The sequence below is a fragment of the Pseudomonas sp. MPR-R2A5 genome (genome assembly GCF_058793055.1).
In genome coordinates, this window is the sequence record NZ_JBXAFK010000012.1 from 118,886 (window position 1) to 133,007 (window position 14,122).

At 63.0% G+C, this 14,122-nt stretch carries 13 protein-coding genes; 10 read left to right on the top strand and 3 right to left on the bottom strand.

Going from position 1 to position 14,122, the window contains the following annotated elements; genetic code table 11:
- Positions 1 to 37: 37 nt before the first annotated feature.
- A complete protein-coding gene (locus AC1Q6I_RS11785) occupies positions 38 to 526 on the bottom strand; it encodes a GFA family protein (protein WP_069076299.1) in 489 nt (162 codons plus the stop codon).
- A gap of 33 nt (positions 527 to 559) precedes the next feature.
- Entirely contained in the window at positions 560 to 1,450 is an 891-nt protein-coding gene (locus AC1Q6I_RS11790) for a LysR family transcriptional regulator (RefSeq protein ID WP_102624341.1), read from the bottom strand.
- 182 nt (positions 1,451 to 1,632) lie between these two features.
- Here AC1Q6I_RS11790 and AC1Q6I_RS11795 point away from each other — a divergent pair, with 182 nt between their 5' ends.
- From AC1Q6I_RS11795 to dctM, 8 genes are all read left to right on the top strand, one after another.
- A complete protein-coding gene (locus AC1Q6I_RS11795) occupies positions 1,633 to 2,451 on the top strand; it encodes an HTD2 family dehydratase (RefSeq protein ID WP_102624358.1) in 819 nt (272 codons plus the stop codon).
- A 29-nt stretch (positions 2,452 to 2,480) separates the two neighbouring features.
- Positions 2,481 to 3,644, top strand: coding sequence for an acyl-CoA dehydrogenase family protein (locus tag AC1Q6I_RS11800; RefSeq protein WP_069076298.1), 1,164 nt, complete (start codon positions 2,481 to 2,483; stop codon positions 3,642 to 3,644).
- Between the two features lie 10 nt (positions 3,645 to 3,654).
- A complete protein-coding gene (locus AC1Q6I_RS11805) occupies positions 3,655 to 5,004 on the top strand; it encodes an MmgE/PrpD family protein (RefSeq protein ID WP_102624340.1) in 1,350 nt (449 codons plus the stop codon).
- A gap of 9 nt (positions 5,005 to 5,013) precedes the next feature.
- Positions 5,014 to 6,210, top strand: coding sequence for a CaiB/BaiF CoA transferase family protein (locus AC1Q6I_RS11810; RefSeq protein WP_024075878.1), 1,197 nt, complete (start codon positions 5,014 to 5,016; stop codon positions 6,208 to 6,210).
- Between the two features lie 13 nt (positions 6,211 to 6,223).
- Positions 6,224 to 7,036: an HpcH/HpaI aldolase/citrate lyase family protein gene (locus AC1Q6I_RS11815; protein ID WP_024075877.1), complete on the top strand. Its 813-nt coding sequence runs from the start codon at positions 6,224 to 6,226 to the stop codon at positions 7,034 to 7,036.
- A gap of 237 nt (positions 7,037 to 7,273) precedes the next feature.
- Entirely contained in the window at positions 7,274 to 8,257 is a 984-nt protein-coding gene (locus AC1Q6I_RS11820) for a TRAP transporter substrate-binding protein (protein ID WP_024075876.1), read from the top strand.
- 179 nt (positions 8,258 to 8,436) lie between these two features.
- Positions 8,437 to 9,069, top strand: a complete 633-nt coding sequence (locus AC1Q6I_RS11825) for a TRAP transporter small permease (protein WP_069076294.1) — start codon at positions 8,437 to 8,439, stop codon at positions 9,067 to 9,069.
- Positions 9,069 to 10,349 carry a C4-dicarboxylate TRAP transporter large permease protein DctM gene (gene dctM / locus AC1Q6I_RS11830; protein WP_024075874.1) on the top strand — a complete coding sequence of 427 codons (1,281 nt, stop codon included), beginning with the start codon at positions 9,069 to 9,071 and terminating at the stop codon, positions 10,347 to 10,349. The genes AC1Q6I_RS11825 and dctM overlap by 1 nt, the downstream gene beginning before the upstream one ends.
- Positions 10,350 to 10,544: 195 nt before the next feature.
- Here dctM and ampC read toward each other — a convergent pair whose 3' ends face one another.
- Positions 10,545 to 11,699 (bottom strand): class C beta-lactamase, encoded by a 1,155-nt coding sequence (gene ampC / locus AC1Q6I_RS11835; RefSeq protein WP_102624338.1) that lies wholly within the window; start codon positions 11,697 to 11,699, stop codon positions 10,545 to 10,547.
- Positions 11,700 to 11,826: 127 nt separating this feature from the next.
- Here ampC and AC1Q6I_RS11840 point away from each other — a divergent pair, with 127 nt between their 5' ends.
- Positions 11,827 to 12,705, top strand: a complete 879-nt coding sequence (locus AC1Q6I_RS11840) for a LysR family transcriptional regulator (RefSeq protein WP_024075872.1) — start codon at positions 11,827 to 11,829, stop codon at positions 12,703 to 12,705.
- A 74-nt stretch (positions 12,706 to 12,779) separates the two neighbouring features.
- Positions 12,780 to 13,964, top strand: a complete 1,185-nt coding sequence (locus AC1Q6I_RS11845; protein ID WP_102624337.1) for a DUF2252 family protein — start codon at positions 12,780 to 12,782, stop codon at positions 13,962 to 13,964.
- Positions 13,965 to 14,122 lie beyond the last annotated feature (158 nt).

Below are 14,122 nucleotides of genomic sequence, written 5' to 3' on the forward strand. Positions count from 1 at the left end.
ATCTTTGCAAGCTTTGTCGGGAAACTGTCAAAGATTGTTAACGAGTCAACCCCAGTCGCTCATGCCACTGTGCAATCGATTCCTCGGGGTATTCATCAAATTGCAGGTCGCCCTTGCGCACGCTGACTTCAACCCACGGCGCCTTCGAGCCCAGCATCAGGTGCGTATGCTCCGGCGGCACCGGCAACGGCGTGTCGATGGCCGAGGCAAACGGGTGGATCAGCTCCGGCCACTCCGGGCTGAACAGCCATAGCGCACTGCCGCACTGCGAGCAGAAATGCCGTTCGGCGGTGCTGGCATGGGCCCGGCTGGCACCTTCTGGCTTGAGCCGGGCATGGTAGATCGAGATCAGTTTGCGCCCGCGCACTTTCAGGCTGCTGGCATCGCCCGCGAGGTTGATGGCGTAGCCACCACCCCCTTGGGTCTTGCGGCAGATCGAGCAGTAGCAGCGCTGGTACGGGTAAGGGTGGGCACTGCTCAGGCTGAACGTGACGGCGCCGCAGTGGCAGGATCCTTCAAGTTGCATAAGGTGTCTCCTCTGGCTGGGTGACTGTTCAGCTTAGGCGCTCTTCGGCATCAGGGTTGCGATCAGGGCGCGGATCGTGCCGGGCAGCGCTTCCAGCTCCCGCACCAGAATGCTGCGCTCACGAATCGCCCAGGGTTCATCCAGCTTCACCGCCACCAGTTGCATGGTACGGCTGTGCCGGACGGCGGCGGACTCCGGGATGATGCCAATGCCCACGCCGGCCTCGACCATCCGGCAGATCGCCTCGAAGCTCGAGACCTGGATGCGCAGCGACAAGTGCTTGCCGATCCGCTCCACGTGCTCGCGCAGGAAGCTGAGCAAGGTGCTGCCTTCGTGCAGGCCGATATGCTGGTAGGCCAGGGTCTGTTCCAGGGTGACCGAGGGTTGCCCGGCCAAGGGGTGGCCCACCGGCACCATCAAGACCAGCTCATCGGTGCTGAAATGCAGCACCTGCAAGCCTGCCGCTTCTATCGGGCCGGCGATGATTCCCATGTCACTGGTGCCATCGAGCACGCCACGCACGATATCCCGCGACAAGCGTTCCTGTAGATCGACGGTGACGCCGGGGCGCTGTGACAGGAAACCGGCCAGCACCTCGGGCAGGAATTCGGTCACCGCCGTGGTGTTGGCAAAGATGCGGATATGCCCGGCGGAATCCACGCCATATTGGGTGAACTCACTTTTCAGGTAGTCCACCTGGCGCATGATCAGCCGGGCGTGGTGCAGCAGGCGTTCGCCCGCCGGGGTGATTTCCACGCCACGGCTGTCACGGTACAGCAGGCGGGTATCGAGTTGGCCTTCCAGGGCCTTGATCCGCGCACTCGCGGCGGCAGGCGAGAGGAATGCGCGCTTGGCGCCCTGGGTCAGGCTGGGGGATTCGGCGATATGGATGAACAGGCGCAGGTCGGCGAGATCGAAGTGCATGCAAAACTCCAGGTGTACGACCACCTGTGGCGGGGGCTTGCTGCCTCACCACAAGAGGGGACAGATCGGACGATTGGCGTTCAGCATAGCCGAACGCTGGTTTATTGAAATGCAAATTCTCAGAACGGCCAGGCGCTTGCATGATCCGGGGCAGACACTCACTGCCCGAGGACCTGTACCTGATGAGCGCCACTGATTGGATCGGCCGAAGCGAAACCGCCCACGACCACCTGAGCTATAACCTGCTCAAACGCATTGCCGCCACCCTTGGCCAAGCCGTCCCCGAGCAGGGCCAGGATCTGCCGCCGCTGTGGCAGTGGTGTTTCTTCCAGGACCCGCTGCCCGAGTCGGCCCTGGGCACCGACGGCCACCCGGCCCGTGGCGGCTTCCTGCCGCCGGCGGATAAGCGCAATCGCATGTGGGCCGGTGGGCGGATCGAATTCCTGCACCCACTGCGTGCCGGCGAGGCGGCTACCCGGGTGTCAACCATCACCCAGGTCGAGGAAAAAACCGGCCGCAGCGGTTCACTGTTGTTTGTCACGGTGCGTCACGACTATTCCCAGGACGGCCGCCTGGCGATCCGCGAAGAACAGGACATCGTCTACCGCGAGCCCACGCCACCCAAGCAGGGCAGCGGCGAGGCCCTGGCCCAAGGCGAATGGCGCGAAACGATCGCCCCCACGCCGACCCTGCTGTTTCGCTACAGCGCCGTGACCTTCAACGGCCACCGCATCCACTACGACTACCCCTATGTCACCGGCACCGAAGGCTACGCCGGGCTGGTGGTACATGGCCCGCTGATCGCGACCTTAAGCCTGCGCGCGTTTTGCCGCGCCCACCCTGAAGCCACCTTGCGTCGTTTCAGCTATCGCGGGGTGCGCCCACTGATCGCGCCTCAGCCGTTCGAGGTGGGCGGGCACGTCACGCAGCCAGGCGTTGCCGCGCTGTGGGCCGGTAACGCGGACGGCCTGGCCCAGCAGGCCGAAGTGCATTTCGAATAATCCAAGAACAACAGGCGGAGAGCCGTTAGATGAACCCGAACGACAACGAAGCACTCAATGCCATCCGCGAAGGGGTGCGTGCCCTGTGCGCCGAATTCGATGCCGCTTATTGGCGCCGGATCGACGAGGAAAAAGGCTTCCCCGAAGCCTTCGTCAAAGCCCTGACCGATGCCGGCTGGCTGTCGGCGATGATCCCGGAAGAGTATGGCGGCTCGGGCCTGGGCCTGGCCGAGGCCTCGGTGATCCTTGAAGAGGTCAACCGCTGTGGCGGCAACTCCGGCACCGTGCATGGCCAGATGTACAACATGTTCACCCTGTTGCGTCACGGCAGCGCGGCGCAGAAAAGCTTCTACCTGCCCAAGCTGGCCAGCGGCGAATTACGCCTGCAATCGATGGGTGTCACCGAGCCCACCACCGGTACCGATACCACCAAGATCAAGACCACTGCGATCAAGCGCGGCGACAAGTATGTGATCAACGGCCAGAAGGTGTGGATCTCACGGGTGCAGCATTCCGACTTGATGATCCTGCTGGCGCGCACCACGCCGCTGGCCGAGGTGAAGAAAAAGTCCGAGGGCATGTCGATCTTCCTGGTTGACCTGCGCGAAGCCATCGGCAATGGCCTGACCGTGCAACCCATCGCCAACATGGTCAACCACGAAACCAACGAGCTGTTCTTCGACAACCTGGAGCTGCCCCTGGACAGCCTGATTGGCGAGGAAGGCAAGGGTTTCAAATACATCCTCGATGGCCTGAATGCCGAACGCACGCTGATCGCCGCCGAGTGCATCGGTGACGGCCGCTGGTTCATCGAAAAAGCCAGTGCCTACGCTCGCGACCGCGTGGTGTTTGGCCGGCCCATCGGGCAAAACCAGGGCGTGCAGTTCCCGATTGCCGAAGCGCACATTGAAATCGAAGCGGCGGACCTGATGCGCTGGCGTGCCTGCGACGAATACGACCGCGGCGCCAATGCCGGGGCCAGCGCGAACATGGCCAAGTACCTGGCGGCCAAGGCGTCCTGGGAAGCGGCCAATGCCTGCCTGCAAACCCACGGTGGCTTCGGCTTTGCCTGCGAATACGACGTGGAGCGCAAATTCCGCGAGACCCGCCTGTACCAGGTGGCACCGATCTCCACCAACCTGATTCTGTCCTACGTGGCCGAGCATTTGCTCGAACTGCCACGCAGCTTCTGAGGGCCTGAGCATGAGCCATACCCAAGCCCTGTGTCGGTTCCTGGCCGACCTGGCCTACGCGCAATTGCCCGAGCCCGTGCTGGCGCGCACCGAAGACCTGTACCTGGATTGGCTGGCCTCCGCGTTGGCCAGCCAGGGCGCGCACCCGATCCCGTTGTTTGAACGCTATGCGCAGAAGATGGGGCCGAGCAGCGGCCCGGCGCAGGTGATCGTCACTGGCGGCAGCAGCAGCGCGTATTTCGCCGCGCTGGTCAACGGCGCCTCGTCCCATCTGGTGGAGCAGGATGACCTGCACAACAGCTCGGTGCTGCACCCGGCCACCGTGGTGTTTCCGGCGGCCTTGGCGGCCGCGCAAGACCTGGGCAAATCCGGCCGCGACCTGCTGCTGGCCTCGGTGGCGGGTTATGAAGCCGGGATCCGCATCGGCGAATTCATGGGCCGCTCCCACTACCGCATCTTCCACACCACGGCCACGGTGGGCACCCTGGCGGCGGCGGTGGCGGTAGGCAAGTTGCTGGATTTCAACGAGGAACAGTTCATCAATCTGCTCGGCAGCGCCGGCACCCAGGCCGCCGGGCTGTGGGAGTTCCTGCGCGATGCCGCCGACTCCAAGCAACTGCACACGGCCAAGGCGGCCGCCGACGGTTTGCTCGCCGCTTACCTGACGGCCGATGGCCTGACCGGTGCGCGCAATATCCTCGAAGGCGACCAGGGCTTGGCGGCGGGCATGTCCACGGATGCCGAGCCGAGCAAGTTGTCCGCCGACCTTGGCCGTCGCTGGGCGCTGCTGGAAACCTCGTTCAAGTTTCACGCCTCGTGCCGCCATACCCATCCTGCCGCCGATGCGCTGTTGGAGGTGATGCAGCGTGAAGGCCTGGGCGCCGCCGATATCGCGCATGTGGAAACCCGCGTGCACCAAGGCGCCATCGATGTGCTCGGGCGCGTGACGGTGCCCACCAGCGTGCACCAGGCCAAGTTCTCCATGGGCACCGTGCTCGGCCTGATCGCTGTGCATGGCAAGGCCGGCTTGACCGAGTTCCACCAGTGGGCACTGAGCGATCCTGCTGTTTCGGCCTTTCGCGACAACGTCAGCATGGCCCTCGACGCCGAAGTCGACGGCGCCTACCCGCAGCGCTGGCTGGGCCGGGTCATCGTCAGCACCGTTGATGGCCGCTCGCTGCACGGCGCCATCGACGAGCCCAAGGGCGACCCCGGCAACACCCTGAGCCGCGCTGAGCTGGCGGATAAATTCCAGCGCCTGACCCAGTTCAGCGGCGCGCGCTCACCGGCCCAGGCCCACGCATTGATCGACAAGGTCTGGAACCTGCGCAACGCCGCATCCATGGCCCATTGGCTTTAAGGAACCGTCATGACTGCTAATCAACGACCGCTGGACGGCATTACCGTTGTCAGCCTGGAACACGCGATTGCCGCGCCATTCTGCACCCGTCAACTGGCCGACCTCGGCGCCCGCGTGATCAAGGTCGAACGCCCCGGTGCCGGTGATTTCGCCCGTGGCTACGACGAGCGTGTACGTGGCCTGGCCTCGCATTTCGTGTGGACCAACCGCTCCAAGGAAAGCCTGACCCTGGACCTCAAGCACGACGAGGCGGGCGACATTCTGCAAAGCCTGCTGGCCGACGCCGATGTGCTGGTGCAGAACCTCGCACCCGGCGCGGCGGCGCGCATGGGGTTGTCGTTCGAGGCGCTGCATGCGCGTTTCCCGCGCCTGATCGTCTGCGATATTTCCGGCTATGGCGAAGGCGGGCCCTACGAGAAAAAGAAAGCCTACGACCTGCTGATCCAGAGCGAGGGCGGCTTCCTGTCGGTGACCGGCGGCCCGGGCGACGACCAGATGGCCAAGGCCGGTTGCTCCATTGCCGACATCGCCGCCGGCATGTACGCCTACAGCGGCATCCTTTCGGCGTTGCTATTGCGTGGCAAGACCGGGCAGGGCAGCCGCATCGACGTGAGCATGCTTGAAAGCCTGGTGGAGTGGATGGGCTACCCGATGTACTACGCCTTTGACGGTGCACCGCCGCCACCGCGTGCCGGCGCGGCGCATTCGACGATCTACCCGTATGGGCCGTTCCCCACCGGCGACGGCGGCACGGTGATGCTCGGCTTGCAAAACGAGCGCGAATGGGCGGCGTTCTGCGACAAGGTTTTGCTTACCCCGGAACTGGCGACGGATGAGCGCTTCAGCGCCAACTTCAAGCGCTCGGCCAACCGTGAGGTGTTGCGTCAGATCATCGTCGACCGTTTTGCGCAATTGGACGCCGAAGCGCTGATCCAGCGCCTGGAGGCCGCGCAGATCGCCAGCGCCCGCGTCAACGATATGCAGGGCGTGTGGGACCACCCGCAGCTCAAGGCGCGTGACCGCTGGCGTGAAGTCGACAGCCCGGCGGGGCCTTTGCCCTCGCTGCTGCCACCGGCACGCAATGCCGCCTTTACCCCACGAATGGACGCCGTACCCGCACTGGGGCAGCACAGCCAGGGCATTCTCGACCAGCTCGGGTATTCGGGCGATGCCATCGACAGCCTGCGCGCGCGCGGTGTTATCTAACAAGGAAGCCATGATGCCCAAGTCTTTAGCTCGTTCGGCCCTGTTTGTGCCCGGCAGCCGCCCGGAGCGGTTTTCCAAAGCGTTGGCCAGTGGTGCCGACGCGGTGATTGTAGATTTTGAAGACGCGGTAGAAGAACCGCTCAAGCGTCAGGCGCGGGATAACCTTGGGGTGTTTTTGCAGGCACATCCAGAGGCCCAGGTGTGGGTACGTATCAACGCGCCCGAGCACGCCGAGCACGTTGCCGATGTGGCGTTTTGCAAGGCCCATGCAAACGTTGCCGGCGTGCTGCTGCCGAAGGTGGAAAGCGCGGCCCAGGTGGCGGTGGTAGCCGCCACGGGCAAAGGGATCTGGCCGATTATCGAAAGTGCCAAGGGCCTGCTGGCCGTGGCCGAGATCGCCCATGCGCCGCAGGTGCAGCGCTTGTCATTCGGTGGCCTGGACCTGGCGCTGGACCTCAACCTGAGCAGCCATACCCCGGCCGCGCAGTTCGCCCTCGACCAGGCCCGCCTGGCGCTGATCGTGCACTCCCGCGCCGCGGGCCTGGTCGCGCCGCTGGACGGTGTCCACCCGGCCATCGACGACCCCGAGGGCCTGCGCCGCTCGATCCGGCATGCCTATGAAATGGGCTTTGCCGGGGCCTTGTGTATCCACCCCAGGCAGGTGGCGGTGATCCATGCCGCCATGGCGCCGAGCGCCGAAGACCTGGCCTGGGCGCAACGGGTGGTGGATGCCGGGGCCCATGGGGCAGGGGCTTACCAGATTGATGGGCAGATGGTGGATGCGCCGGTGCTGTTGCGTGCGCAACGGTTGCTTGCACAGTTATAGCTGACGAAACCGAATCAAATGTGGGAGGGGGCTTGCCCCGATAGCGGTAGGTCCGAGACAAGTGTGCAAGCTGACACACCGCCATCGGGGGCAAGCCCCCTCCCACAGGGGTTCTCCATTTTTTCTTGGGATTGGTGTTCGGCATGGCCGAACGCAGGTATCAAAAATTCGAAATTCACTACACGCGTCATATCAGGCACCTTGCCCTACAACACAACAATAAGAAGGTGATTTTCCATGCTCAAGCTTTCTCGGGCGCTGTTCTGCGCCGCCACCTTGTTTGCCGCGGGCCTGGCCCAGGCGGCCGACCCGATCGTGATCAAGTTCGCCCACGTGGTCGCTGAAAACACCCCCAAGGGCCAGGGCGCTTTGCTGTTCAAGAAGCTCGCCGAAGAACGCTTGCCGGGCAAGGTCAAGGTCGAGGTGTACCCCAACTCGTCGCTGTTCGGTGACGGCAAGGAAATGGAAGCGCTGCTGCTGGGCGACGTGCAGATGCTGGCGCCGTCCCTGGCCAAGTTCGAGCAATACACCAAGCAAGTGCAGATCTATGACCTGCCGTTCCTGTTCAACGACCTGGCCGCCGTCGACCGCTTCCAGGCCGCCCAGGGCAAGCAACTGCTGACTTCGATGCAGGAAAAGAACATCCTCGGCCTGGCCTATTGGCACAACGGCCTCAAGCAGCTTTCGGCCAACAAGGCCCTGCATGAACCCAAGGATGCCCGTGGCCTGAAGTTCCGCGTGCAGGCTTCCAGCGTGCTGGAAGAGCAGTTCAAGGCGATCCGCGCCAACCCGCGCAAGATGAGCTTTGCCGAGGTGTACCAGGGCCTGCAGACCGGCACCGTCAACGGTACCGAGAACACCTGGTCCAACTATGAAAGCCAGAAGGTCAACGAAGTGCAGAAGTACTTCACCGAGTCCAACCATGGCTTGATCGATTACATGGTCATCACCAACGCCAAGTTCTGGAACGGCCTGCCACCGGATATTCGCAGCACCCTGGAGCAGATCATGGTCGAGGTCACTGTCGAGGTGAACAAACAGGCCGAAGCGCTGAACCAGTCGGCCAAGCAGAAGATCATCGACGCCAAGACCAGCGAAATCATCGAGCTGACCCCCGCGCAACGCCAGCTGTGGCGCGAAGCCATGCGCCCGGTGTGGCAGAAGTTCGAAGGGGAGATCGGGGCTGATCTGATCAAGGCGGCGGATGCCTCCAACCAGTAATGCCAGGGCGTACCGAGATCCCCTGTGGGAGGGGGCTTGCCCCCGATAGCGGTGTGACGGTTACCTTATCTATATCTGACCCACCGCCATCGGGGACAAGTCGAATCCTCGCACCGCCCCTCCCACATTTCGATCCGGTTTCCACCCTGACATCTCATTTGTTTTCGCGAGGTTTTGCCATGCAAACGCTAAGGCGCGTCTGGGAGCACCTGGAGGAAGGCGTTATTGCCTTCCTGTTAGCCGCCATGACCCTGGTGACATTCGTCTACGTCATGCTCAACAACATCTACACGCTGTTCTTTGCCCTGGCCGACAAGTGGGCCTTCAGCAGCAACGTCTTCAGTGCCCTGGGCGACGCCACCATGACCTGGGCCCAGGACATGACCTGGAGCGTGGCGCTGACCAAGGCCATGTTCGGCTGGCTGATCTTTTTCGGTATTTCCTACGGCGTGCGCACCGCTGGCCATCTCGGCGTGGATGCGCTGGTCAAGCTGACCCCGCGCCCGGTGCAGCGCGTGCTCGGCATGCTCGCGTGCCTCTGCTGCCTGGCCTACGCCGGGCTGTTCATGGTCGCCAGCTACAAGTGGGTCAGTGCGGTAATGACGGCGCATATCGGCGCCGAAGACCTCGACCAGTTCGGCATCGACGTGGGTGACATCGTGGTCATCGTGCCCATCGGTTTTGCCCTGGTGTTTATCCGCTACCTGGAAATTTTCTACCGCATCTTTACCCGCCGTCAGGTGGGGTTGGGGCTGGCCGATGAGGCCGGTGAGGCCAGTAAGTTGGCCGGCAGCCATGAGGAGCGTCACTGATGGCCGTGCTCTGTCTGTTCCTGCTGCTGTTCGTGTTCATGTTCCTGGGCGTGCCGATTGCCATTGCGCTGGGTTTGTCGGGGGCGGTATCGATCCTGATGTTCAGCCCGGACTCGGTCAGCTCCCTGGCGATCAAACTGTTCGAGACCTCCGACGCCTACACCTTCCTGGCGATTCCATTCTTCCTGTTGTCCGGTGCATTCATGACCACCGGCGGCGTGGCACAGCGGCTGATCGATTTTGCCAACGCCTGTGTCGGGCATATCCGTGGCGGCCTGGCGATTGCGGCGGTACTGGCGTGCATGCTGTTTGCGGCGCTGTCCGGCTCATCCCCGGCGACGGTGGCGGCAGTGGGTTCGATTGCCGTGGCAGGCATGGTGCGTTCGGGTTACCCGAAGGAATTCGGCGCCGGGATCATCTGCAACGCCGGCACCCTGGGCATCCTGATACCTCCGTCGATCGTGATGGTGGTGTACTCGGCGGCCACGGAAACCTCAGTGGGCAAGCTGTTCATGGCCGGGGTGATCCCCGGGCTGCTGCTGGGCCTGATGCTGATGGTCGCGATCTACATCGTCGCGCGCATCAAGAAGCTGCCGGCCCAGCCACGTGCGACCTTGCGCGAATGGCTGAGCTGCGCGCGCCGGGCGTTCTGGGGCCTGCTGTTGCTGGTGATCATCCTCGGTGGCATCTACAGCGGCATGTTCACGCCCACCGAAGCGGCGGCGGTAGCGGCGGTGTATTCGGCGTTCGTGGCGTTGTTCGTCTACAAGGACATGAAGCTGCGCGACTGCCCCAAGGTGCTGCTGGAGTCCGGGCGCCTGGCGATCATGCTGATGTTTATCATCGCCAACGCCATGCTCTTTGCCCACGTACTGACCACCGAGCAGATCCCCCAGGAAATCACGGCGTGGGTGCTGTCCGAGGGCCTTACGCCGATTGGCTTTTTGATCATGGTCAATGTGGTGCTGCTGATCGCCGGCAGCTTCATGGAGCCTTCGGCCATCGTACTGATCCTGGCGCCGATCTTCTTCCCGATCGCCATGAAGCTGGGCATCGACCCGATTCACCTGGGCATCGTGATGGTGGTCAACATGGAAATCGGCCTGGTGCACCCACCCGTTGGGCTGAACCTGTTCGTGACCTCGGCGGTGACCGGCTTGACGCTGGGGCAGACCATCCGCGCGGCGTTACCGTGGCTGATGATCCTGCTGGTGTTCCTGATCATGGTCACGTACTTGCCGTTCATCTCGCTGGCCTTGCCGCACTGGCTGGGGATGTAACGCGACTCCACAGGTGATTCACTGTAGGAGCGAGGGGGACGCCTAGTTCTTGCTCGCGAAGAACTCAGGGCCACCACGTTTATCGAGAATGAACGCGTTGACTGGGCGTTTTTCGCGAGCAAGCTCGCTCCTACAAAGTGCCTTAACTGACTGGCATTGGGGCTTGCCCCTCCCACATTGGTTTGGCGTCCGGCTCTATTGGTCCATCGCACTCAAAATTGCATGGGCAACTTTTACCCGTTCGGCGTTCGGGTAGTTCTTGTTCGCCAATATCACCACGCCCACGCCCTTGCTCGGCACATACGCCACATAGGCGCCAAACCCATTGGTGGAGCCGGTCTTGTTCACCAGGGTGTCGGCGCGGGGCGCTTGTGGTGGGGTCAGCCAGTTGACCTTGTGCGGCTCCATTGCCATGGGGGTGGAGTTGCCGGCAATCAACGCATCGAGCTGGATCGGGTAGGGGTACATTTCCCAGCCGAGGCCCTGGGTCATGCCGTCAACGCTGTAGTAACCCGTGTGAGTGACGGTAATCGCCTGCTGCAGGGTTTTATCCAGATTCGCCGGGTGCATGTTCACTTCAACGTACTTCAGCAGGTCCGCAGCGCTGGTCTTGATGCCGTAGGCTTCGCTGTCCATGGCGCCGGGGCCGACGCGCACGGGTTTGCCGTCTTTGCCATAGCCTTGGGCGTATAGGCTCATCTGGCTCTGGGGCACCTTGACGAAGGTGTGCTTGAGCCCGAGTGCGGGCAACAGGGTTTTCTCCATCGCCTGATCGAACGGCTGCTTCAGGCTCTGCGCCGCGAGGTAGCCGAACAGCCCCAGGCTTGGGTTGGAATACAGGCGCTGGGTGCCGGGGGCGAAGTCGGGTTTCCAGTGCTGGAAGTAGCTGATCATGCCCTGGCTGTTATCCGCCTTGGCGGGGAATTGCAGGGGCAAGCCGCCAGCAGTGTAGGTGCCGAGGTTGAGCACGCTGATGTGCTCGAACGGGCCGCCGCCCAGTGCCGGTAGGTAGTGGCTGGCCGGGTCTGAAAGCGTGAGTGCGCCCGTGGCGACGGCGTAACCGGCCAGGGTGGCGGTGAAGGTTTTGCTCACCGAGCCGACTTCGAACAAGGTATTTTCGCTGACCGGCTGGCGGGTGTGGGTGGCTGCGACGCCGTAGTTAAAGTATTGCGCCTTGCCGTCCTGCACCACACCCACCACCAGGCCCGGAATCGCCTGCTGCTGCATCAGCGGTTTGACGTTGGCATCCACCACCGCCTGCAGGTCGGTGGCGGCCAGGCAGTTGCCGGCGGCGATAAAGACCGCGAGGGCCGTGAAATTACGCACGCCAGACAATAAATGTTGGGGCATGATAAGGCTTCCATGAGAATGATCGATTGAATGAAGAGCCTGCGCGGGCGCGGCCAATGTAGGCAGTTCGCCGGTCACGAGCAAACGATGATATCTCGCACCAGCCATTAGAAAATCTGGGGTCAACATGCTCCGTTCCCATTTGCCCCTCAATGCCTTGCGGGCCTTCGAGGCCTCTGCCCGGCATTTGAGCTTTACCCGCGCGGCCATCGAGTTGTGCGTGACCCAGGCGGCGGTCAGCCATCAGGTGAAAAGCCTGGAGGCGCAGCTCAATGTCGCCCTGTTCAAGCGCCTGCCGCGCGGCCTGATGCTGACCCGCGAAGGCGAAACCCTGCTGCCGGTGGTACGCGAGTCGTTCGACCGCATTGCCCATACCTTGGGCCAGTTCGAAGGCGGGCACTACCGTGAGGTGCTCACGGTGGGAGCGGTCGGCACCTTTGCCGTGGGCTGGCTGTTGCCACGCCTGCCGGACTTCCAGAGCCGCTACCCGTTCATCGACCTGCGCCTGTCCACCCACAACAACCGTGTCGACGTGGCCGCCGAAGGTCTCGATTACGCGATCCGCTTCGGCGCCGGGGCCTGGCACGGCACCGACGCTTGCCAGTTGCTCGAAGCACCGCTGAGCGTACTGTGTGTGCCCACGCTTGCCGAGCAATTGCACGCGCCAGCCGACCTGCTGAAGCACACGTTGCTGCGCTCCTACCGCGCCGATGAGTGGAACCTGTGGTTCCAGGCTGCCGGGTTGCCCGCCGATACGCTGGTGCCGCGCAGTATTGTGTTCGACTCGTCGCTGGCCATGATGGAAGCGGCGCTGCAAGGCATCGGCGTGGCGCTGGCACCGGCGCTGATGTTCTCGCGGCAACTGGAGAGTGATGTGATTCGCCAGCCGTTCGACGTCGGCATCAGCACCGGCAGCTATTGGTTGACGCGCTTGCAGTCACGGGCCGAGACCTCGGCGATGCTGGCGTTCAAGGCGTGGTTGCTGGAGGAGGGTGGGCGTGTCTGAGTTTATTTTTGAAACATAATGAAACATTTGCTCGGGGCCGGCGTTCTACCGCTACACCTGCACTGAGTTAATCAATGAAAATCCCGCGTCCCTCCGCCCGTATGCCCCACCTGATCCAACTGCGAAACCTGAAGATGGCACGCTCCGCCCACGCGTATGTGCGCGGCAGTACCGTGCAATTCTACGAATGGCTGCACAGCCAGATGGGCAGGCGCCTGCCTCAAGGCCCGGCGATCTGGATCTGTGGTGACTGCCACGCCGGCAACCTGGGGCCTACCGGTGACGCCAAAGGGCGCATCGATATGCATATCCGCGACCTTGACCAGGCCGTGATCGGCAACCCGGCCCACGACCTGGTGCGCCTGGCGCTGTCCCTGGCCACCGCCGCGCGCGGCTCGGACCTGCCGGGGGTGACCACCGCGCGTATGCTCGAAGAAATGATGGTGGGCTACGAACAGGCGTTCAAGGACAAGCCCGATGAGGCACCGCCGCGTCCGTCCCAGGTCAAGGCGGGAATGCGCAGCGCTGTGGAGCGCACCTGGAAAAGCCTGGCCCGCGAGCGTATCGACAACGTGCGACCGACCATCCCGTTGGGCAAGCATTTCTGGTCGCTGTCGCGGGCGGAAAAAAATGCGCTGGAAAGTGTCTGCGCGTCGGATGAAATCCATCAGTTGGTCACTTCCCTCAAGGGCCGCCCCAAGGACGCCAAGGTCGAACTGCTGGATTCGGCCTATTGGGTCAAGGGCTGCAGTTCCCTGGGCCTGTTGCGCTATGCCGTATTGCTGGGGGTGGGCGACAAGGACGATGAGGAATACTGCCTGATCGACATCAAGGAAGCCGTCGGCGCCGCTGCACCGCGCGCGGCGCGGGCGAAGATGCCCAGGGATAACGGCCGCCGGGTGGTGGAGGGCGCACGCCAACTGTCGCCGGGCTTGGGTGAACGCATGGTGGCGACACGGTTTCTGGATCATGGCTTCTTCATCCGCGAACTGCTGCCCCAGGACATGAAGCTGGAACTGGATGAACTGAGTGAACTCGATGCCATGCACGCCGCCGGCTACCTGGCGCGCGTGGTCGGTATCGCCCATGCCCGGCAGATGGACCGGGCGACGCGTAAGGACTGGATGGCGGTGTTGCAGCAAAACCGCTCCAGACAGCTGGATGCGCCGTCCTGGTTATGGACCAGTGTGGTGCAGTTGGTGGGCAGTCATGAGCAGGGCTATCTCAACCATTGCCGCCGGTATGCCTTGGAACACTGATCCGGAATGTGGTGATGCTCCAATGTGGGAGGGGGCTTGCCCCCGATTGCGGTGTGTCAGTCAACTTATCTATAACTGAACCACTGAAGTGCGCCCCAAAAGCTGGACAGCTGTTGGTTAGGCTACAGCGGACCGGGTCCTGTACGCTACAGGGCTCA

Bases quoted from the DNA above. Each gene is read 5' to 3' on its own strand.
- AC1Q6I_RS11845 (WP_102624337.1), top strand. From the start codon at position 12,780: ATGAAAATCCCGCGTCCCTCCGCCCGTATGCCCCACCTGATCCAACTG.
- AC1Q6I_RS11805 (WP_102624340.1), top strand. From the start codon at position 3,655: ATGAGCCATACCCAAGCCCTGTGTCGGTTCCTGGCCGACCTGGCCTAC.
- AC1Q6I_RS11800 (WP_069076298.1), top strand. From the start codon at position 2,481: ATGAACCCGAACGACAACGAAGCACTCAATGCCATCCGCGAAGGGGTG.
- dctM (WP_024075874.1), top strand. From the start codon at position 9,069: ATGGCCGTGCTCTGTCTGTTCCTGCTGCTGTTCGTGTTCATGTTCCTG.
- AC1Q6I_RS11820 (WP_024075876.1), top strand. From the start codon at position 7,274: ATGCTCAAGCTTTCTCGGGCGCTGTTCTGCGCCGCCACCTTGTTTGCC.
- ampC (WP_102624338.1), bottom strand. From the start codon at position 11,699: ATGCCCCAACATTTATTGTCTGGCGTGCGTAATTTCACGGCCCTCGCG.
- AC1Q6I_RS11815 (WP_024075877.1), top strand. From the start codon at position 6,224: ATGCCCAAGTCTTTAGCTCGTTCGGCCCTGTTTGTGCCCGGCAGCCGC.
- AC1Q6I_RS11825 (WP_069076294.1), top strand. From the start codon at position 8,437: ATGCAAACGCTAAGGCGCGTCTGGGAGCACCTGGAGGAAGGCGTTATT.
- AC1Q6I_RS11840 (WP_024075872.1), top strand. From the start codon at position 11,827: ATGCTCCGTTCCCATTTGCCCCTCAATGCCTTGCGGGCCTTCGAGGCC.
- AC1Q6I_RS11785 (WP_069076299.1), bottom strand. From the start codon at position 526: ATGCAACTTGAAGGATCCTGCCACTGCGGCGCCGTCACGTTCAGCCTG.
- AC1Q6I_RS11795 (WP_102624358.1), top strand. From the start codon at position 1,633: ATGAGCGCCACTGATTGGATCGGCCGAAGCGAAACCGCCCACGACCAC.
- AC1Q6I_RS11790 (WP_102624341.1), bottom strand. From the start codon at position 1,450: ATGCACTTCGATCTCGCCGACCTGCGCCTGTTCATCCATATCGCCGAA.
- AC1Q6I_RS11810 (WP_024075878.1), top strand. From the start codon at position 5,014: ATGACTGCTAATCAACGACCGCTGGACGGCATTACCGTTGTCAGCCTG.